Raw genomic sequence first — 19,711 nt, 5'->3', positions numbered from 1 at the left:
GCTGAACGTTCAAAGCGCGAACGTCGATTGAAAGAAGGCTTGGGTGTTGCGCGGCCCCGTCACACGGACACTGACGCGGTACAAAGGTCGCCTCTCGCTCCCGGGCTTGCGCAACCAGCTGGAGCCGGAAGCGTCTGATGAACCGGCGGAGGTCTCGCAATTGGCCTCGTTGAACGCGCCCGCGGCGAGGCACTGACGATCGATAACGAAGCGCACGGTCACGCCGTTTTCGCTGATGTCGGCGACGGAATATTTCGCATCCTTGTAGGTGCTCTCGCTGGTGAGGACCTTGGGTATTCCGCTGGCATTGGTGGTCAGTCTCGCGGCCGCGTAATTGCCCGAGGCCAGGCTCGACTCCCGTGCCGACTCGGTCGCCAATGCGCCAGAACCCATGAGTTTTCGTGCCGCGGCGAAGCCTCGCTCGGCCTGGTTGGTGAGGTCGCGCTGGAACGACAGGTTGCCCGCCAACATGGCCGAGATGTCCGACGACCTCAGCATCGCGGCGGCGGCCAGCATCAACAAGACCAGGGCAAACAAGGTACCGATGAGTACAACGCCTTGCTCCTGGCGACGAAAGAACACGGTTTTCATCACAGGAAGTTGTTGCGCAAAGGGATGGTGGATTCCAGCGTTCTGTAGCGGTAGTGCCGCTCGCTGGACGTCAAGTCACGCGTGTGGGTCAGGCCATTGATGTCGTTGAACAACGTCACCGTTGCGGAGGACACTTCGTCGCGCTCTGGCAGAGCCGTTCGCAGAATCAAACCGACCCGGATCGCCTTGATGTTTCGCAGCTTGCCCGCCGCCGCCAGGCTGCCGTCCGACAGATCGGACAGCCCGTACCCCGACTTGCTGTCTGTGGGCGAAACCCACAGGTCAACCTTCTTGTCGGTATTGGTATCGATGCCATAGAGCGCGTGCAGCTCGAACACGCCTTCGGCCGTGGCCTGCAGGGGCGTGTCCGTCGTCTGGAGCAGGTCGTGCGTATAGAGCGTGTTGTTGTCACCCACGCCCACGAGCACAAACTCGGGCAGTCGACCCAACCCGGCGTTGCCCAGCACGGTCGCCGTCCCGGTTTCCGAATAACCGGTCACAGCCGTTTTGTCCACCGTTGCGGAATACCAGGTGCCGGCCAACGCCAGGGCGTTGGTGGCCGAGCCCGTCGTGGCCGACGAGCTGACCTGCGTCACCAGGCAAGGCGCCACGCCACCGGCTTCGGCGGGCTGCTCATCACTGAGCAACATCAGATCGTTGCGAGAGAACGGCAAGGTGTTGGCCAGTGTCAATGCAGCGGCTTGCGCGGCCTCGGTGAACGGCGCGGGAACACCGCCCCAGGCCGCCGCCGATGCCATGATCACCAGCACGTCGGACGCTTTGCCGCTGGCTCCGGGCGTGGTCTGCCCGGGAAGGATCAGTGCCGGCGCCAGCCGAAAAACGCCTGAGGTTCCGGGATCCACGCTGGCAAACGGTGCAGCGAGGGCATCTTTGGCCGGAAGAATCTGTTGGTCAGACTTCGACGCGTGCAGCGCACAACCATAGGCAAAGCTGGCCGCCTGCGCAAACCCGCTGCCGGCGCTGCGCAGCTGGCGATCGATCTGCGCCATGGCCAGTGCCCCTGCCTTGTCGAGTTCCGAGCCCGCGGTGTTGGTGCGTCGCCTCGACTCGAAGTTGCTCATCACCATGTAGACCGCCAGCGTCAGGAACAGGCCCACCAACAAGGCAACCATCAACTCGATCAGCGTGACGCCCCGCTGGCGATGACGCAAGGAATGGGCAAAGTTCATGGGATCGCCACCTGTGTCAGGTATGTTTGATCGGGTTCGGTCGCCGCGCGCCATGGGGGGTGCCAGGTGATCGTGACCGTCGCCACCCCCTCCTTCGCACTCACCACGCCCTTGCCGCTGGGCAATCCCCCGTGCGCGGTGTCTGCCACGCGAGCGTTCCATGCCTTCAGCGCATCCTTTGAAAGATCGCTGGTCTGGTTGGTCCACATCAGCGTCACGACCTCGTTGGCCAGATCCGCCGCGCGGTTTCTGTCGCCGGCTTGTGTATCCACTTGGATCGCGTGCGCCTGAAGCCTGACCAGCCCGAGCACACCGACCGAAAAGATCACGAGCGACACCATGACCTCGATCAGGCTCATGCCAAGTGCTGCGCTTCGCCGGGCAGTGCGGCCGCCCCTTGGCAGATTTCGTTGTGTTGTCATCGTCAGCATCCGTCCGGATCTTTGTCGGACAGTTCCTTGGCCGGGTCGCACATGCGTACCCGACCGCCCAAATAGACACGCAGCCGCAAGGCCCTGCCCGCACCCCGTGTCACGTCAAACTCGGCGGGGTTCGCCACGTCACAGGCCGCATCAACACCGGTTTCATCTTTTGTGCGGCTGACCAGATGACCTTGCGCACCAAAGCAGAGCACCGAAGGGCCCGCGATGCTCACGCCGTTTTGGGTACCGAGACTGGTGGCTTGAACAAGATCACCTGCGCTGGCCTTCTCGTCCGAGTCGGCCAGCGGGAGCGCACGCACGTACCAGTTGCTTCCCGCGGAACTGGCGGGGGCATTCCAGGCGGGTGCAGCAGCCGTGCGCACCAGCATGGTGGTCTTGCCCCGGGTAACGGCGGTGGACTGCGCCACCCGCAACGCCCCCATCAGTGATTCCGAGGTGTTGCGAATGCTGGCATCCGCCACCCAGGTCCCCAACGAAGGCACGGAAAGCAGCACCAACACGGCGACGATCACGATCACGACCATCAGCTCGATGAGCGTAAACCCCCACTGGGAGGAACGCCGGGCGCGGAGCATCAGCACGTTCCACCCTTCTTGGCGATCCAGCAGGCGTAGCCGGCCTTGGGAACTTCACCCCAGGCCTTGGGCAAACCGGTCGTGGCCTGGGTTCCGTTGTTGTCCATCGTGAAGACAAAGCCAACGGTCGACCCCGCTCCCTTGGCCTCCAGCAGGTAGCTGGTGTCCTCCAGCGTGGGGCAGCTCACGGTGAATGTGCCCGCCATGCTGCTGTTGGCACATGGACTGACAATGGTTTTGCTCACGCTTTTGTAGGTGCGGTTGTCCTGGTAGTACTGCTCCATGCGTGCTCGCAGCGACGACAACGCCGTCGTGGCATCGACCAGACGGCCCCGCAAGACATAGTCCTGGTAGGAAGGCAAGGCCAGCGCGGTCAGGATGGCGACCACGGCCACCGTGATCATCAATTCGATCAAGGTGAAGCCCTGGTGCCTTCCCTGACCATGGGGAAGGCACCGGCCAGTCCGGGACATCAACGCGGTTTCATGCGTCCATCCTGAGGACCCAGCCCCGATTGACGCGGGCGGGCCGACCCACGATGGGCCATCGGAAAAACACTTCAACGGTGATCGGTTCATGAGCAAACCATGTGAACTGCAGCCTCTCAGGGTTTGCGTTGGTGAACGCATCTGGTGGACCGCGTATCGGTCACCAAGCTGAGGGCGGTGAATGAGGAGCGCGATTCTGGGAGAACGCACTTCGTGCGAGTGTCAAACTTTTTACAGTGTGTTGACATGTAACAACTATGCTTACATCGACTACTGCAATCGTTTGTTTTTTTATGAAAAACGTCACACTTCGTCGCGCCCTCAGTTCGGACCGTTGGTACCGCTCCTGCCACAGCGAGCTGCAAATGGCCCTGGTGTCCATGGCCCGACCCGTGCGGCTGGCCCATGGGGAGGATCTGTTCCTTCAAGGGGAACCCAGTCAGGGGCTGTTCTGCGTCCTGGACGGTGCGCTGCTGGTCAGCAATGTGGACAGGGATGGCAAGGTGGCCGTGTTGTCGCAGGTGGAACCCGTTCAATGGTTTGGAGAGATCTCCACCCTGGATCGCAGGCCGCGGCACTTCTCTGCCCATGCCAATGGCGACACCAAGGTTCTGTGTGTCGATGGCGCCGTGCTGGAACCCTGGCTCAATGCACACCCGCTGTGTTGGCGGGACCTTGGCGTGCTGGCCAGCGGCAAGCTCCGTGTGGCCCTGGACGTTATCCAGGAACAGGCCTTTCTCCCGCTGGAGCAACGCGTCTTCAGGCGCCTCGAACGCATCGCTTCCGGTTACGGCAGTCGGGTCACACCCAAGAAGCGGGTCCGAATCCCGCAAGAGGTGATCGCCCAGATGTTGGGCGTGAGCCGTCAGAGCGCCAACCGCGCACTGAAGTACCTGGAAGAGGTGGGCTTGATAGCCCGAAGCTACGGCATCGTCGAACTGCGCACCCGCGCAACCACCGATGAAAAATCGTGCGGCGGCCCGACCACGTCGAGCCCACCCTGGGCCATGGAGCCGGGCCCTTGAAAGGGCCCCTCAGAGCAGCTCGGGCGTCTGCACGGTGAGCAGCAGGGTCTGCAGGGTTCCGTTGCGTTCGCGCTGGCGCAACCACCAGAGCGCGCCCTTTTTCATCGGGCAATCTTCCTCGGCCAGACCGAGCAGGCGCGCGATCACGCGGCCGAGCGTGGGTTGGTGGCCGATCACCACCACGGTGGATTTGCCATGGGGCCACTGCACCAGCTCCAGCAGGGCCAGCGGGTCGCCCTCGGGCGCGAGTTCGTCGCGCAGCTTGAACTTGCGCCCCAGCGCCAGCGCCGTCTGCTCGCAGCGGTGCGCCGGGCTGGCGTAGATGCGCGCGCCGTTGGGCAGTTGCCGGTCGAGCCAGGCGGCCATGCGGGCGGCCTGCTTTTCACCGCGCGGCGTGAGCCGGCGGGCCAGGTCCTGCGCATCGCCCTGCTGCCCCCCAAGCAGATCGGGGTGGTCCTGGGCTTCGGCGTGGCGCCACAGAATCAGGTCCATACCGTGGCTCCTAGCCTTTGCTGCCGTAGCGCGCCATCAGGCTCGCCTGGGCCGAATGCAGCACGGCGCGCGTCTTGCCCGTGCCGGTGATGGCCGCGGGCACGTACCGGCCGTCGGGCTGGAGCAGCCAGGCGTCCTTGGTGTCGTGCAGGTAGGCCGAGAGGCATTCGTCCATGATGCGGCTGCGCAGGGCCGCGTCCGTCACGGGCCAGGCCAGCTCCACGCGGCGCAGCATGTTGCGGTTCATCCAGTCGGCGCTGGCAAGCCAGAGTTCGTCCGTGCCATCGACCCGGAAATAGAACACCCGGGAGTGCTCCAGCAGGCGCCCGATCACCGAGCGGATGTTCACGTTGTCCGTCACCCCGGGCACCTGGGCCGGCAGGATGCAGGCGCCGCGCACGATGAGGTCGATCTTCACACCCTGCTGCGACGCCAGTGCCAGCGCGCGCGCCAGCGGCTCGTCGGTCAGCGCGTTCATCTTGAGGATGATGCGAGCCTCTTTGCCGGCCTTGGCGGCCGCTCCCGCGGCCTCGACCTTCTCCAGCATCGCCTTGTGCAGATGAAACGGCGCGATCAGCGCCTTGTTCAGCCGCGGCAGGCGGTTCTGGCTCGCCAGGTGCAGAAAGATCTGTTCCAGATCGGCGGTGAGCGCGTCGTCGGCCGTGAGGTAGCTCAGGTCGGTGTAGAGGCGCGCGGTGCCGGGGTTGTAGTTGCCGGTGGACAGGTGGCCGTAACGGCGCAGCCGGCCGTCTTCGCGGCGGGTGATCAGCAGCATCTTGGCGTGGGTCTTGAGGCCCACCACGCCGTAGACCACCTGGGCCCCCACCGACTCCAGCCGCTCGGCGTAGTTGATGTTGGCCTCTTCGTCGAAGCGCGCCTTGAGCTCCACCACGGCGGTGACTTCCTTGCCCCGGCGCACGGCCTCGCGCAGCAGGTCCATCAGCTCGGATTTGGCGCCGGTGCGGTAGATCGTCTGCTTGATGGCGAGCACGTTCGGGTCTTCCACCGCCTCGCGCAAGAAGGCCAGCACGGCGTCAAAACTCTCGTAGGGCTGGTGGATCAGCACGTCGCCCTGCTGCAGCCGCTCGAAATACGACTGCCCCGGGTTGAGCTGCATCGGCCAGCCGGCGTTGTAGCGCTCGAAGCGCAGCGCGGGCGCGTCCACCTGGTCGATCAGTTGGTTCAGCCGCACCAGGTTGACCGGACCGGGCACGCGGTAGAGCGACTGCACGGGCAGCGCGAACTGCGCCAGCAGGAACGTAGACAGGTATTCCGAGCAGCCGGCCGACACCTCCAGCCGCAGGGCCTCGCCATAGTTGCGCTGCTGCAACCCCTTGCGCAGCGCGGTGCGCAGGTTTTTCACCTCTTCCTCGTCCACCGCCAGATCGGAGTGGCGGGTGACGCGGAACTGGGAAAACTCGGTCACCTGGCGGCCCGGAAACAGGTCGGTCAGGTGCGAGCGGATCAGGCTGGAGATGGAGACGAAGTGGGTCTGCTTGGAGCCCTTGACCGGGGGCATGCGGAAAAAGCGCGGCAGGATGCGCGGCACCTTGACGATGGCGATCTCGTTTTCGCGGCCAAAGGCGTCCTTGCCGGTGAGCCGCACGATGAAGTTGAGCGACTTGTTGGCCACCTGGGGAAACGGGTGCGCCGGGTCCAGCCCCACGGGCAGCAACAGCGGCTGCACCTCGCGCGCGAAGAAGTCCTTCACCCAGCGGCGCTGGCGTGGGTTGCGCTCGCCGTGGGCCACCAGCTTGATGCCTTTTTTCTCCAGCAGGGGCAACAGCTCGTCGTTGTAGATCGCGTACTGCTGGGACACCAGCTCGTGCACCTTGGCCGACACCTGATCGTGCGTGGCGGCGGTGTACAGACCGCGCTGCTCGTTGGCCTTGTACGCGCTCAGGTGCGGCGCCATGCGCACTTCGAAGAACTCGTCGAGGTTGCTCGACACGATGCTCAGGTAGCGCAGCCGCTCCAGCAGCGGCACGTCGGGGCGGCGGGCCCAGTCCATGACCCGCTCATTGAAAGCCAGGATGCTGTGGTCCCGGTCCAGGAATTGCAGGCGGTTGTTGTTGATGTTGGCGCTCATGGGTTCCGTCAAGGTGTGCGGCCATGCCCGCCTCGCCTCCCCCGACGAACGGCAAGGGCACGCCTGTTTGACGATTATTCAACGGCGGGATGACGTTTGTGTGACAGTTTGACACGCTTGAGCACCGGCCCCTGCGACGCTGGCGCACCCGGGCGGGTACTGCGCGGCGTCGTGGTCCTGGCGGGTGCCACCGCCAGAAACGACACGAACAGCTCGGCCGCCCGGCCCCAGCCAAACAGCAGCGCGCGGTCGCGGGCCTCGTGGCGCTTGACCTTGAGGGCGTCCACCCAGGCCTCGTGCAGGTCGTCGCGCAGCGCGCCAGCGCCGCTGTCGGCCACCACCTGCAGCGGCCCGTCCACCGGGTAGGCCGCCACCGGCACCCCGCAGGCCATGGCTTCGAGCATCACCAGGCCAAAGGTCTCGCTGCGGCTGGGAAACACGAACACGTCGGCGGCCGCGTACACCTGCGCCAGCTCGTGGCGCGGCAGCACGCCGAGCCAGTGCACGTTGGGGTAGCGCTCGCGCAGGGCCGTCTCCAGCGGGCCGACGCCACACACCACCTTGCTGCCCGGCACGTCCAGGTCGAGGAAATCCCCGATGTTCTTTTCATAGGACAGGCGCCCCACGAACAGACTCACCGGCCGGGCCAGTTGGCCCAGCGGTGGATACACCTGCGCTTCGTCGGCCAGGGCAAAGAGGCGGGTGTCCACCCCGTGCGTCCACTCGCGCAGCTGGCCGAACCCGCGCTGGCGCAGCATCTGCAGCACCCCCACGGTGGGCACCATCACACCGCTGCTGGGGCGGTGAAAGTGGCGAAACAGCGCGTAGCCCCAGGACAGCGGCACCCCCAGGGCGGCGTGCAGGATCTCCGGGAACTTGGTGTGAAACGCGGTGGTGAACGCGAGGCGGCGGCGCAGGCAATGGCGCCGGGCCGCCCAGCCCAGCGGGCCCTCGGTGGCGATGTGGATGGCGTCGGCCTGGGCCGCGTCGATCAGCTGCGACAGCTGGCGCCCGGGAAACAGGGCCAGGTCAATGCCCGCGTACCCCGGGCAGGGCCGGGTGCGGAACTGGCCGGGCTGGATCACCACCACCTCGTGGCCGCGGGCCTGCAACTCGCGCACCAGCTCCACCAGCGTGGTCACCACGCCATTGACCTGGGGTTGCCAGGCATCCGTCACCAGCACGATCTTCATATCTGTGTCTCCCCTGTTCTCCAAATTCGGTGGCGCGCGCGGCCGTTCAGGCGCTGCTGCGTTCGCGCCATGCCTCATCCATGGCCCGGGCCGCGGCCGGCGCCGGCTGCTCCGCGGATGCGGTCGCCGCCGGGCTGGCGCTCGGGCGCCAGTGCACCAGCTCCAGCCGGCCATTCATGTGTTCCACCAGGGCCGACAGGCTCTCGACCCAGTCGCCGTCGTTGCAGTAGAGCGTGCCGTCGATGGTGCGCATTTCGGGCCGGTGGATGTGGCCGCAGACCACGCCCTGGTAGCCCCGCTGCCGCGCCTCGGCCGCCACGGCGCGCTCGAAATCGGTCACGTAGTTCAGCGCGCTCTTGACCTTGTGTTTCAGATACTGCGAGAGCGACCAGTACGGCAGGCCCAGGCGAGCGCGCAGCGAGTTCAGGTGGCGGTTCAGCCGCAGCGTGAACTCGTAGAGGTTGTCGCCCACGTAGGCCAGCCACTTGGCGCACTGGATCACGCCGTCGAAATGGTCGCCGTGCACCACCCACAGGCGCTGCCCGTCGGCCGTGGTGTGAACAGCCTCGTTGCTGACCTCGATGCCGCCGAAATTGTGGCCGTGGAACTGGCGCGCGAACTCGTCGTGGTTGCCCGGCACGAACACCACGCGGCAGCCCTTGCGGGCACGGCGCAGCAGTTTCTGCACCACGTCGTTGTGCGCCTGCGGCCAGAACCATTTGCGGCGCAACTGCCAGCCGTCGATGATGTCGCCCACCAGGTACAGCGTCTGGCTCGGGTGGTGTTTCAGGAACGCCAACAAGGCCCCCGCCTGGCAGCCCGCCGTGCCCAGGTGCAGATCGGAAATGAAAACGGCCCGGTAGCGGGGCGCTTCACTGCCACCCGGGTGGTCATCGCCAACGTCCTGGGTCGGCGGCAAACCCGCCACCAAACCCCAACCGCCCAATGCTTCAAAGGTCGTTCTCATCTTTGTTCCTTTGGATCACAGCAAACCCAGCAGAGCAGAAGTGACTCCCCCCAAGGGCACCGCCGGGCCGGCTTTGCCGGACGGCCAGTGCCGCCCCCTGGGGGGTCGCGCGTAGCGCGGCGGGGGGGTCAATCCTTCAAGAAGTGCTTGCGATAACGCGCCGGCAGGTCGGTGATGCGCATCAGCATGGGCAGGTCGGCGGCGTTGAAGTCCGGGTCCCAGGCCGGTGGGCCCAGCACCTTGGCGCCCAGGCGCAGGTAGCCCTTGATCAGCGCGGGCGGCTCCACGTCCAGCGTGTCGTCCAGTTGCTCGATGGGCAGCGGCAGGCGCGGGCGCACATGGCAGTCGATCGGGGCCAGGTGCTTCTCTTTCACCTGGCGCCAGATGCTGGCCGCCGCATGGCCACCGCCCACCACGCCGTGCGGGCCCTCGTATTGCATGGGGATGCTGGCGCAACCGATCATGGTGTCGAGCTGGTTGCGCACCATGAACTCGGCCAGCGCGCCCCACAGGGCCATGATCACGCCGCCGTGGCGGTGGTCCTTGTGCACGCAGCTGCGGCCCAGCTCCACCATGCGCTCGCGCACGCCGCGCAGGCGGGTCAGGTCGAACTCGGTGTCGCTGTAGGTGCTGCCCACGCGGCGGGCCTGGGCCGGCGTGAGCACGCGGTAGGTGCCGATCACCCGACCACTGGCGGCGTCGCGCACCAGCAGGTGTTCACAGAAGTCGTCGAACAGGTCCACATCGTGGCCGGGCACGGCGTTGGACAGGATGGCCCCCATCTCGCCGGCGAACACGGCGTGCCTCAGCCGTTGGGCTTCACGAACCTCGTCCAGATGCCGGGCCCACGAGACATCGATGCCGCTCCCTGCGGCAGGCGTCCCCAGCGCAGGCGCCACCAGGGCTTGTGGCTGGAAATCGGTGCGGGGATGAAGTGACCTCCGTGGCCGGGTGACCGGCGAGAAGTCCAGCGTCGGGGTGGGCAGTTCTTTCATGTTCGGCTCCAGGTTCGTTGCGCCTGCCAGAGGCGCGGTGTTGATTGGGCTGTTGTTCATGAACCTGCATTCTGGGAACCGGGCGTGACCCGTCTGTGGCACTTGCGTGAAGCTTTCGTGACAGGGCCGGCACACCACAAAAACCCAGCGCCGACAGCCCCTGGCCATTGCACGATTCCATATTTCAAGTATTATTGAAACATGGAAATCACCACCCCCCAGGAATCCCAGGCCTTGAGCGCGCTGGCCGCGCTCGCCCAGGTGCAGCGCCTGCGCGCCTTCCGTGCGCTGGTCGTGGCCGGCCCCGACGGCCTCACGCCCGGCGTGTTGGCCGAACAGCTGGGGGTGTCGCCCAGCGCGCTCTCGTTCCACCTCAAGGAACTGGCCCACGCCGACCTGGTGAGCGCCGAGCCGCAGGGCCGCCACCTGATCTACCGCGCCAGCTTCGACCGCATGAACGCCCTGCTCGGCTACCTCACCGAACACTGCTGCGCCGGTCAGGCCTGCGAAGTGCCGGCGGACGCCGGCTGCAGCGATTGCGGGACCGCACCATGAACCTGGCCGACGCCATCAACCTGGGCTGCGCCTGCCAGACCCTGCGGCCCTCACGCCTGCGCGAGCAGCTGGAAACCAGCCCGGCGCTCGGCGGCCTGACCGCGCGGCTGGCTGAGAGCCACCCGCACCTGTTTTCGGCCAGCGCCGTGTTCCTCGACCCCGGGGTGCGGCAGCAGATCGCGCAAGCCGTGGAGGCGATGGAACGCGTCATCGCCCTGCCCGTCTGGCGCGAGCAGGCTCTGGCGCGCGCGAACCCGATCGCGGCTTTGGACTGGGGCCCGGCCGGCGTCTTCATGGGCTACGACTTCCACCTCGCCACCAACGGCCCCAAGCTGATCGAGATCAACAGCAACGCCGGCGGCGCCCTGCTCAACGCCGCGCTGGCCAGGGCCCACCGCGCCTGCTGCGCCGGCTTCGAACCGCTGTTCGACCCGGAGGACACGCTGCTGCGGCTCGACGAAGTGTTCGTCGCCATGTTCCGCGCCGAATGGCAATCGCAGCGCGGCGACGCACCGCTGCGCAACGTGCTGATCGTGGACGACGCGCCCGGCCAGCAGTACCTCGCACCCGAGTTCGAAATGGCGCGCGCGCTGTTCGCCGCCCAGGGCCTGATCGCCGTGGTGGCCGATGCGCACGAGCTGCAATGGCGCGACGGCGCGCTCTGGCACCCGGCCCTGCCGGATGGCATGCCGGTGGACCTGGTCTACAACCGCCTGACGGATTTCTACCTGCAAGACAACGGCCACGAAGCGCTGCAACAGGCCTACCGCGCGGGTGCGGCCGTGGTCACGCCGCACCCACGCACGCATGCGCTGTACGCCGACAAACGCAACCTGATCGCCTTGTCCGACCCCGCACTGCTCGAAACCTGGGGCGTGAGCGAAGCCGATCGCGCCGTGCTGCGCCAGGTGGTACCCGCCACGCAGCGCGTCACCGCCGCCAACGCCGACGCGCTCTGGGCCCAGCGGCGCACACTGTTCTTCAAACCCGCCGCCGGTTTCGGCGCGCGCGCCGCCTACCGCGGCGACAAGCTCACCCGGCGCGTGTGGGGCGAGATCCTCGCGGGCGACTACGTGGCCCAGACCACCGTGCCGCCCAGCGAGCGGCTGGTGTCCGTCGATGGCCAGACCACGCTGCTCAAGCTGGATCTGCGCGCCTACACCTACCGCGGCCAGGTGCAGCTTCTGGCCGCGCGCACCTGGTCGGGCCAGACCACCAATTTCCGCACCGAAGGCGGCGGCTTCTCGCCGGTGGTGGTGCTGCCGCCCGCCGCCTCGCTCCCCAACCCCTTTCCTTTCCAAGCCTGACTGGAGCTACCGATGAAACGCTTTCACGTCTGGGAACAGTTCCACACGCTGGACAACATTCCCGTGTTCAGCGAGGCGTGTGCGCCCGAGGCGGCGGCCTCGGCCTGCTGCGTCCCCCAGGCCTCGGCGGCCCGGTCCGTGTCCATCCCGGTGGCGGCCGCGCCGTGCTGCGGCCCTTCGTCGTCCGCCCAACCCTCCGGCTGCTGCTGAGCGCCCACCTCAACGAACCCACTTTCGCCATGACCACCCCGAACCAGACCCTGAACGTCCTTTTTCTCTGCACCCACAACTCGGCCCGCAGCATCCTGGCCGAGGCCGCCCTGAACCACCTGGGAAAGGTCAAAGGCGTGCAGCGATTCCGCGGCTTCTCCGCCGGCAGCAGCCCACGCGACAACCAGCAACCCAACCCGCTCGCGCTGCGCGCCCTGCAGGACGCCGGCATCGCCACCGAGGGCCTGAGCAGCAAGAGCTGGGACGTGTTCGCCCTGGCCGATGCGCCCCACATGGACCTGGTGATCACGGTCTGCGACAACGCCGCTGGCGAGGTCTGCCCGTACTGGCCCGGCCAGCCGGCCACCGCGCACTGGGGCTATGCCGACCCGTCGAACGCGCCGGGCAGTGAAGCGGACAAACTCGCGGCCTTCAAGCAGACGCTGCTCGCCATCCACCGCCGGCTGGAGCTGCTGATCAACCTGCCCCTGGCGAGCGTGGACCGCCTGCTGCTGCAACAACAGGCCCGCGATCTGGCGCAGAAAGACTGAACACCATGGGACTCTTTGAACGCTACCTCACCGTCTGGGTCGGCCTGGGCATCCTTGCGGGTGTCGGCCTGGGCCTGCTCACCCCCGCCAGCTTCGCCACCATCGCGGCGATCGAAGTGGCGCACGTCAACCTGATCGTGGCCGTGCTGATCTGGATCATGATCTACCCGATGATGATCCAGATCGACTTCGCGGCCGTGCGCGACGTCGGCAAGAAGCCGCAGGGCCTGATGCTCACGGTGGTGATCAACTGGCTCATCAAGCCCTTCACCATGGCCGCGCTGGGCGTGCTGTTCTTCAAGTATTTGTTTGCGCCCTTTGTGGACCCGCAGTCGGCCAACGAATACATCGCCGGCATGATCCTGCTGGGCGTGGCGCCCTGCACCGCCATGGTCTTCGTCTGGAGCCAGCTCACCAAGGGCGACCCGAACTACACGCTGGTGCAGGTGTCGGTGAACGACCTCATCATGGTCTTCGCCTTCGCACCCATCGCCGCTTTCCTGCTCGGCGTGACCGACCTGGCCGTGCCCTGGCAGACGCTGTTGCTCTCCACCGCGCTCTACGTGGTGTTGCCGCTGGTGGCCGGCGTGCTCACGCGGCAAGGGCTGCGCTCGCGCGGCGGCGAGGCGGCGGTGGGCGCGTTCGTGAAGGTGCTCAAGCCCTGGTCGGTGGTGGGCCTGATCGCCACCGTGGTGCTGCTGTTCGGCTTCCAGGCCGAAACCATCGTGGCCCAGCCGCTGGTGATCGGGCTCATCGCCGTGCCGCTGCTGATCCAGACCTACGGCATCTTTGCCATCGGCTACGTGGGCGCGCGCTGGCTCAAGCTGCCGCACGACATCGCGGCGCCGGCCTGCCTGATCGGCACCTCGAACTTCTTCGAGCTGGCGGTGGCGGTGGCGATCTCGCTCTTCGGCCTGCACTCGGGCGCTGCGCTGGCCACGGTGGTGGGCGTGCTGGTCGAAGTGCCGGTCATGCTGTCGCTGGTGGCACTGATCAACCGCACGCGGCACTGGTTCGTGGCCCAGCCGGCTTGAGTCCACGCCCCTGCCAGAATACGGGGCTGTGACGCCCGACGCCCCCACGCCAACCCCTTCCCGCCTGCAACGGCCTGCCGCGGCGCAGCCCCTGCTGTGCCATCCGGCCACCCCTTGCGCGCTGGATCTGCGGGTGAGCGTGTCGCTGGCGGCGGCCGGCTCCGAACAGGGCCCCGGCTGGCTGCTGAGCTACCAGCTGCGCGGCGAGGTGGGCCGCTTGCGCCTCCCGGAGCCGGCGTTGCCGGGCCCGGCCGACGGCCTGTGGCAACACACCTGCTTCGAGGCCTTTGTGGCCCGCGCCGGTGAAGCGGCCTACCGCGAATTCAACTTCTCGCCCTCGGGCCAGTGGGCGGCCTACCGCTTCAGCGCCGAGCGTGCGCGCGACCTGCCGGCCGAAGCCGCGGAGGCGCCCGTCGTGCCCGATCTGCAACTGGAAACCACCGAGCACACCCTGACCCTGCTGGCCTGGCTGCCCCGCCACGCCCTGCCCGCGCCAGCGGCGGGGCAGCCTCTGCAACTTGGCCTGTCCGCGGTGATCGAGGACACCGAGGGCCGGCTCAGCTACTGGGCCCTGCGGCACCCGGGCGCGCGCCCCGACTTCCACCACCGCGACGGCTTCGCGCTGACGCTGACGCAGCCCCTCTTCGACCCACCCACCGCCTCCCGAGACACCGCATGAAATTCGGCATCGAACGCTTGATCGAAGACCCCACCCTGCGCGCACCGCTGGCCGGCCGGCGCGTGGCCCTGCTCGCCCATCCGGCCTCGGTCACGCGCGATCTCACACATTCGCTCGACGCCCTGGCGGCCCTGCCCGACCTGAAGCTCACGGCCGCCTTCGGCCCGCAGCATGGCCTGCGTGGGGACAAGCAGGACAACATGGTCGAATCGCCCGACTACCTCGATCCGCGTCTGGGCATCCCCGTGTTCAGCCTCTACGGCGAGGTGCGCCGCCCCACCGACGCGATGATGGACAGCTTTGATGTGTTGCTGGTCGACCTGCAGGACCTGGGCTGCCGCATCTACACCTTCATCACCACGCTGCGCTACGTGCTCGAAGCCGCGGCGCAACACAGCAAAGCGGTCTGGGTGCTGGACCGCCCCAACCCGGCCGGCCGCCCGGTGGAAGGCCTGACGCTGCGCCCCGGCTGGGAAAGCTTCGTCGGCGCCGGCCCCATGCCCATGCGCCACGGCATGACCATGGGCGAACTCGGCCTCTGGTTCATCGCCACGCTGGGGCTGGCGGTCGACTACCGCGTGATCACCATGGACGGCTGGGCGCCCGACGCGGCGCCTGGTTTTGGCTGGCCCACCGAACGCACCTGGGTCAACCCCAGCCCGAACGCGGCCAATCTCTGGATGGCGCGTGCCTATGCGGGCACCGTGATGCTCGAAGGCACCACGCTCAGCGAAGGCCGCGGCACCACGCGCCCGCTGGAGCTGTTCGGCGCGCCCGGCATCGACGCGCGGCGCCTGATTGCCGACATGCGCCGCATCGCGCCGCAATGGCTGCGCGGCTGCGTGCTGCGCGAATGCTTCTTCGAACCCACCTTCCACAAACACGCCGGCCAGCTCTGCGCCGGCGTGCAGATCCACGTGGAAGACCCGACGCACTACGACCCCACCGCGTTCCAACCCTGGCGCCTCCAGGCACTGGCGTTCAAAGCGTTGCGTGTGCAGGCGCCCGGCTACCCGCTGTGGCGCGATTTCGCCTACGAATACGAACACGACCGCCTGGCGATCGACCTCATCAACGGTGGGCCGGCATTGCGTGAGTGGGTGGACGATCCGAAATCAAAGCCCGAAGACCTCGAAGCGATCACCAAGCCGGACGAGGCGGCCTGGGAAAAGGAGCGCGAACCCCACTTGCTCTACTGAGCAACGAGGATCAAAGTTGTAGGATGCGGCGGAACCGGCTTCGCCGGGCCGCTCGCATCGCCCCCTGGGGGGTGACGGGCTCATTCAGAGCCCGGCGCGGGGGGTAACAGTTTCTGAAAAAACTGCGCCGTGCCCATCGCAGGATCGAGCTGGTAACCGGCGTAGCCAATGCGCTGGTAGAGCTTGATCGCAGGCGCGTTGCCCGAGAGCACCTCCAGCGTCATCTTCACCGCACCGCGCTCGCGCGCGATGATTTCGGCCAGTGCCAGCATCAGCTCGGCGATGCCACGCCCGCGGTGGCTGGCCAGCACCGCCACATCGTGCACGTTCACCAACGGCCGGCAAGCGAAGGTGGAAAAACCCTCGATGCAGTTGACCAGCCCCACCGGTGCATCGCCTTCGAACGCCAGCACGCTGTAGGCCTGCGGACGGGCGGCGAGCTCGGGCACCAGATGCGCCTTGGCAAAGTCGGACAGTGGCTCGCCACCGCCGGCCGGGTCGCTGGCATAGGCGTCGAGCAGCATCACCAGCGCGGCCTGGTGCTGGGGGTCGGTGTAGTCGGCGCGCTGCGCCGTGATGGCCAATCCCGGTTGCGGGTTCATTGGCGTGTTTTCGCCCCGCGGGCTGCGGTGCGGGATTTCTGGAGGACGGTCCGGCGCAGCGGTCATACCGGCACCTGCGACTTCACGGCCTCGACCAGCCGCTCGGCGCACGACCGAGCCTGCTGCGCATCGCGCGCTTCGACCATGACGCGCAGCAGCGGCTCGGTGCCGCTGGGCCGGATCAGCACCCGGCCGGTCTCGCCCAGCTCCGCCTCGACGGCGCGAATCTCCTCGTCCAGGCGGGTGTTGGTCTTCCAGTCCTGGCCGGGTTGCAAGCGCACGTTGATGAGCGTCTGCGGAAACAGCGTCACCTCGGACAGCAACTGTGCCATGGTCTGGCCGCTGTCCATGCAGGCGGCCAGCACCTGCAGGGCCGACACCAGGCCGTCGCCGGTGGTGTGGCGGTCGAGCACCAGCAGGTGGCCCGAGCCTTCGCCGCCCAGGCTCCAGCCGTGCCGCTCCAGTTCTTCGAGCACATAGCGGTCGCCCACGCGGGCGCGCACGAATTTCACACCCTTGCGCTTGAAGGCCACCTCCACCGCCATGTTGGTCATGAGCGTGCCCACCACGCCGGGCACGTCGATGTCGCGGGCGATGCGGTCGGCCGCGATCAGGTACAGCAGCTCGTCGCCATTGAAGAGGCGCCCGGTGGTGTCCACCATCTGCAGCCGATCGGCGTCGCCATCGAGCGCAATGCCGTAGTCGGCACCGTGCGCCTTCACCGCCTCCACCAGCGCCTGTGGGTGGGTGGCACCCACGTCCTGGTTGATGTTCAGCCCGTTGGGCGCGCATCCGATCCGGACCACCTCGGCGCCGAGTTCGTGGAACACATCGGGCGCGATGTGGTACGCCGCACCGTTCGCGCCGTCCACCACGATCTTGAGGCCCTTGAGCGTGAACAGGTGGGAACAGGTGCTCTTGCAGAACTCGATGTAGCGCCCCGCCGCGTCATCGAGCCGGCGCGATTTGCCCAGGCTGGCCGAATCGGCCCAGGCCGGCGGCTGCGCCAGCACGGCCTCGACCGCGAGCTCCCATTCGTCGGGCAGCTTGGTGCCCTGGGCGCTGAAGAACTTGATGCCGTTGTCGTCGAACGGATTGTGGCTGGCGGAGATCACCACGCCCAGGCTGGCACGCTGGGCACGCGTGAGGTAGGCCACGGCCGGCGTGGGCACCGGACCGAGCAGCACCACGTCGACGCCCGCCGAGTTGAAACCCGATTCCAGCGCGCTTTCCAGCATGTAGCCGGAAATGCGCGTGTCCTTGCCGATCAGCACCGTGGGCCGGCTTTCGTGCTGCTTGAGCACCCGCCCCACGGCGTGGGCCAGGCGCAGCACGAAGTCGGGCGTGATGGGGGGCTGGCCAACCGTGCCACGTATGCCGTCGGTGCCAAAGTATTGTCGTGTCATAGGGGAAAGAAAGATGGGCGGACTCGACCGCAAGGGGCAGGGGCCGCTCCGGGCGGCCTGGTCGGCATTTTAGGACTTGCCTGTATCGCCCTCAAAGGCCCCGGGGGCGGCTCGGTGGCGCGAAGGTGGGTGCGGGTCCGTTGGGTTGACCAACCGCAACGACGCCCGTTGGCACCCCGGCCCGTCTCCACGGTGTGCCCTACCGTTCCAGTTGGTGCAGCAACCCGTCCACCTCGTGTTGAATCCCCGCCAGCCCGGTGTATTCGCTGGGGGTCGCGGGCATGCGCTGGCGATGCGCCTCGTACTGCTGCGCCAATGAGGACTCAACGCTCTCCTGCACCACCGGCGGCGGGGTCTGCGGCATCGGATCGCGGGCCAGCGCGGGGTCGGCCCGGGTGCCTGGAACCAGGGGCTCGCTGCCCGGCAGGGTCAGCAACGGCACCGGCACCTTGGGCAACAGCCGCTCCTTGAAGGCCGGGTCCTGGTAGTAGCGGATCTTGTCCGCCATCACCGGGTGGGCCATGCCCTCGACGAGGAGAATTTCCTTGTCGTCGCCCATGGCCTTGAGCTCCTGCGGCAGCATCAGCGCGCGACGCTCGTCGCTCTCGCTGCGCGTGTAGCTGCTGTCGCGCGACCTGCTGCGGCTCACGCTGTCCTTGCGCATGCTGGTGTAGCCCAGCATGTCGCTGTACTCGTTGGCGTCGTGCTGTTCGCGCGGTGCAAAGATGATCTGCAGCGCGTGGTTGGTCATGATGGTGCGCGCCTGTTCCTTGCCGTAGGTCGATTCCAGTTGAGACAGGCTCTGGACGATGGGCATCAGGCGCAGGTTGTAGCCGGCCATGAAACTGACCGCGCTGGCGATGATGTCCACCCGACCGATGCTGGTGAACTCGTCCATCAGCAGCAGGCACTGGTGCCTCAGCGCCGGGTTGGCCTGGGGCAGTTCCCGGGTGTTCTGGTTGATCAGCTGGCTGAAGAACAGGTTGAGCATCAAGCGGCTTTCGGCCAGCTTGTTGGGCTGGATCGCCACGTAGATGCTCATCTTCTTCTTGCGCACGTCGCGGATGTCGAAGTCGTTGGCGCTGGTGGCGGCGTCCACCACGGGGTTGAGCCAGGGGTTCAGCGGCTCCTTGAACGTGCCCATGATGCTGGCAAAGGTTTCGTTCGCCTGCCCCAGCAAGGTGGCGAACGCCGCTTTCGCGCTCGGGCTCAGGTGGGGCCAACTGGCCAGGTCGGCCAGATAGGTCTTGATGTCCTGGCCCGCGCGGCCGGACGCCAGGCGGTAGAGCGCCCCCATGGTGGGCGCTTGGGGACGGTCCTCGCCCGAGCCGAAGAAGCGGGCCAGGTAGGCGGCCTGCTCGAACGCGTAGAGCGCGAACGCGACAAAAGCGTTCTGGGCCTGGTTGGCCCAGAACGGGTCCTTGTGCAGATCCGTGGCCGGGTACAGCATGGCCGCGATGCTCTGCACATCGCTGACCCGGAAGTTCGGGTCATCGGACACATAGCCCAGCGGGTTCCAGCGGTGGGTCCGCAGGTCTTCCGCGAAGGGGTTGAACAGGTAGACCTCCTGTCCGTAGCGGGCGCGAAAACCACTGGTCAGATCGAAGTTTTCCTGCTTGATGTCCAGCACCACCACCGAGCCCTGGTAGCTCAGCAGGTTCGGAATCACGAGGCCCACGCCCTTGCCCGAGCGGGTCGGCGCGGCCAGTATGGCGAACTGCTGCCCGTTGAAGTACAGGTACTTGCCGTCTTTCTTGCCCACCACCAGCGCGGTGTCCGAGGGTGCAAGCATCTTGCGCTGGCGAAGATCGGCCATCTGGGCAAAACGGGCCTCACCGTACAGGTTCGGGCGCTGTTTCTTCAGCACCAGCACCAGCGCGCCCAGGAGCGCCAACAACGGCAGGGCAAAGCCCATCAGACCGCTGGTCTGCACGGTTTTCCCGAACTGGGGGTGCGCCGAATGGGCCCACCAGTACGCCGGGTAGCTGGTCAGGCCCAGCTCCTCCAACGGCAAACCCAGGCGCCAGAACAGGATCAGGCCACTGAGGTAAGCACCACCAAGACAGGCCACCAGCAGCACGGCCACCAGGAACATCAACCGGGTCTGGCGCATGGCCCGC

Annotated in this window: 21 protein-coding genes; 8 read left to right on the top strand and 13 right to left on the bottom strand. The window is 66.9% G+C overall.

The window, feature by feature from the left end; translation table 11 throughout:
- Window positions 1–9: 9 nt before the first annotated feature.
- Genes AC07YZ_RS00510 through AC07YZ_RS00490 form a run of 5 tightly spaced genes read right to left on the bottom strand, consistent with a single transcriptional unit; the run spans window position 10 to window position 3,272 of the window.
- Window positions 10–591 (bottom strand): hypothetical protein, encoded by a 582-nt coding sequence (locus tag AC07YZ_RS00510; protein WP_226493318.1) that lies wholly within the window; start codon window positions 589–591, stop codon window positions 10–12.
- Entirely contained in the window at window positions 591–1,781 is a 1,191-nt protein-coding gene (locus AC07YZ_RS00505) for a PilW family protein (protein ID WP_494793298.1), read from the bottom strand. Before AC07YZ_RS00505 ends, AC07YZ_RS00510 begins: the two co-directional genes overlap by 1 nt.
- Entirely contained in the window at window positions 1,778–2,203 is a 426-nt protein-coding gene (locus tag AC07YZ_RS00500) for a prepilin-type N-terminal cleavage/methylation domain-containing protein (protein ID WP_226494748.1), read from the bottom strand. The genes AC07YZ_RS00505 and AC07YZ_RS00500 overlap by 4 nt, the downstream gene beginning before the upstream one ends.
- Before the next feature lie 2 nt (window positions 2,204–2,205).
- Entirely contained in the window at window positions 2,206–2,799 is a 594-nt protein-coding gene (locus AC07YZ_RS00495; protein ID WP_226494749.1) for a pilus assembly FimT family protein, read from the bottom strand.
- Window positions 2,799–3,272 (bottom strand): type IV pilin protein, encoded by a 474-nt coding sequence (locus AC07YZ_RS00490; RefSeq protein WP_494793297.1) that lies wholly within the window; start codon window positions 3,270–3,272, stop codon window positions 2,799–2,801. The genes AC07YZ_RS00495 and AC07YZ_RS00490 overlap by 1 nt, the downstream gene beginning before the upstream one ends.
- A 308-nt stretch (window positions 3,273–3,580) precedes the next feature.
- On the opposite strand from AC07YZ_RS00490, the gene AC07YZ_RS00485 reads away from it, so the two are divergent.
- A complete protein-coding gene (locus AC07YZ_RS00485; protein WP_494793296.1) occupies window positions 3,581–4,312 on the top strand; it encodes a Crp/Fnr family transcriptional regulator in 732 nt (243 codons plus the stop codon).
- 9 nt (window positions 4,313–4,321) lie between these two features.
- Here the strand turns inward: AC07YZ_RS00485 and AC07YZ_RS00480 are convergent, their stop codons facing one another.
- From AC07YZ_RS00480 to AC07YZ_RS00460, 5 genes are all read right to left on the bottom strand, one after another.
- A complete protein-coding gene (locus AC07YZ_RS00480; protein ID WP_494793295.1) occupies window positions 4,322–4,804 on the bottom strand; it encodes a SixA phosphatase family protein in 483 nt (160 codons plus the stop codon).
- 10 nt (window positions 4,805–4,814) lie between these two features.
- On the bottom strand, window positions 4,815–6,893 hold the full coding sequence (gene ppk1 / locus AC07YZ_RS00475; RefSeq protein ID WP_494793294.1) for a polyphosphate kinase 1: 2,079 nt from the start codon (window positions 6,891–6,893) through the stop codon (window positions 4,815–4,817).
- A 74-nt stretch (window positions 6,894–6,967) separates the two neighbouring features.
- Complete coding sequence (locus AC07YZ_RS00470; protein ID WP_494793293.1) at window positions 6,968–8,086, bottom strand: glycosyltransferase family 4 protein; 1,119 nt, start codon at window positions 8,084–8,086, stop codon at window positions 6,968–6,970.
- Between the two features lie 46 nt (window positions 8,087–8,132).
- On the bottom strand, window positions 8,133–9,053 hold the full coding sequence (locus AC07YZ_RS00465) for a UDP-2,3-diacylglucosamine diphosphatase (RefSeq protein WP_494793292.1): 921 nt from the start codon (window positions 9,051–9,053) through the stop codon (window positions 8,133–8,135).
- A 128-nt stretch (window positions 9,054–9,181) separates the two neighbouring features.
- A complete protein-coding gene (locus tag AC07YZ_RS00460) occupies window positions 9,182–10,048 on the bottom strand; it encodes a GNAT family N-acetyltransferase (RefSeq protein ID WP_494793291.1) in 867 nt (288 codons plus the stop codon).
- A 201-nt stretch (window positions 10,049–10,249) separates the two neighbouring features.
- Between AC07YZ_RS00460 and AC07YZ_RS00455 the strand changes: the two genes are divergently transcribed.
- Genes AC07YZ_RS00455 through AC07YZ_RS00425 form a run of 7 tightly spaced genes read left to right on the top strand, consistent with a single transcriptional unit; the run spans window position 10,250 to window position 15,583 of the window.
- Entirely contained in the window at window positions 10,250–10,603 is a 354-nt protein-coding gene (locus AC07YZ_RS00455; protein ID WP_494793290.1) for an ArsR/SmtB family transcription factor, read from the top strand.
- Complete coding sequence (locus AC07YZ_RS00450; protein WP_494793289.1) at window positions 10,600–11,910, top strand: vWA domain-containing protein; 1,311 nt, start codon at window positions 10,600–10,602, stop codon at window positions 11,908–11,910. The genes AC07YZ_RS00455 and AC07YZ_RS00450 overlap by 4 nt, the downstream gene beginning before the upstream one ends.
- Before the next feature lie 12 nt (window positions 11,911–11,922).
- Complete coding sequence (locus AC07YZ_RS00445; RefSeq protein WP_494793288.1) at window positions 11,923–12,120, top strand: hypothetical protein; 198 nt, start codon at window positions 11,923–11,925, stop codon at window positions 12,118–12,120.
- Between the two features lie 29 nt (window positions 12,121–12,149).
- Complete coding sequence (locus tag AC07YZ_RS00440; RefSeq protein WP_494793287.1) at window positions 12,150–12,671, top strand: arsenate reductase ArsC; 522 nt, start codon at window positions 12,150–12,152, stop codon at window positions 12,669–12,671.
- A gap of 5 nt (window positions 12,672–12,676) precedes the next feature.
- Window positions 12,677–13,705, top strand: coding sequence for an ACR3 family arsenite efflux transporter (gene arsB / locus AC07YZ_RS00435; protein WP_494793286.1), 1,029 nt, complete (start codon window positions 12,677–12,679; stop codon window positions 13,703–13,705).
- Window positions 13,706–13,733: 28 nt separating this feature from the next.
- On the top strand, window positions 13,734–14,384 hold the full coding sequence (locus AC07YZ_RS00430; protein ID WP_494793285.1) for a DOMON-like domain-containing protein: 651 nt from the start codon (window positions 13,734–13,736) through the stop codon (window positions 14,382–14,384).
- Window positions 14,381–15,583, top strand: coding sequence for an exo-beta-N-acetylmuramidase NamZ family protein (locus AC07YZ_RS00425; protein WP_494793284.1), 1,203 nt, complete (start codon window positions 14,381–14,383; stop codon window positions 15,581–15,583). The genes AC07YZ_RS00430 and AC07YZ_RS00425 overlap by 4 nt, the downstream gene beginning before the upstream one ends.
- 80 nt (window positions 15,584–15,663) lie before the next feature.
- Here AC07YZ_RS00425 and AC07YZ_RS00420 read toward each other — a convergent pair whose 3' ends face one another.
- From AC07YZ_RS00420 to AC07YZ_RS00410, 3 genes are all read right to left on the bottom strand, one after another.
- On the bottom strand, window positions 15,664–16,185 hold the full coding sequence (locus tag AC07YZ_RS00420) for a GNAT family N-acetyltransferase (RefSeq protein ID WP_494793283.1): 522 nt from the start codon (window positions 16,183–16,185) through the stop codon (window positions 15,664–15,666).
- Window positions 16,186–16,247: 62 nt separating this feature from the next.
- The gene (glmM, locus tag AC07YZ_RS00415) at window positions 16,248–17,591 is read right to left on the bottom strand and encodes a phosphoglucosamine mutase (RefSeq protein WP_226493334.1); all 1,344 of its coding nucleotides are present in this window, start codon (window positions 17,589–17,591) and stop codon (window positions 16,248–16,250) included.
- A 199-nt stretch (window positions 17,592–17,790) separates the two neighbouring features.
- Window positions 17,791–19,704 carry a type IV secretory system conjugative DNA transfer family protein gene (locus AC07YZ_RS00410; protein WP_494793282.1) on the bottom strand — a complete coding sequence of 638 codons (1,914 nt, stop codon included), beginning with the start codon at window positions 19,702–19,704 and terminating at the stop codon, window positions 17,791–17,793.
- Between the last annotated feature and the right edge of the window lie 7 nt (window positions 19,705–19,711).

The sequence above is a fragment of the Hydrogenophaga sp. GW101-3F08 genome (assembly GCF_059424585.1).
Note: the sequence above shows the minus strand (reverse complement) of the source record. Positions and strands in the feature narration are given on the sequence as shown.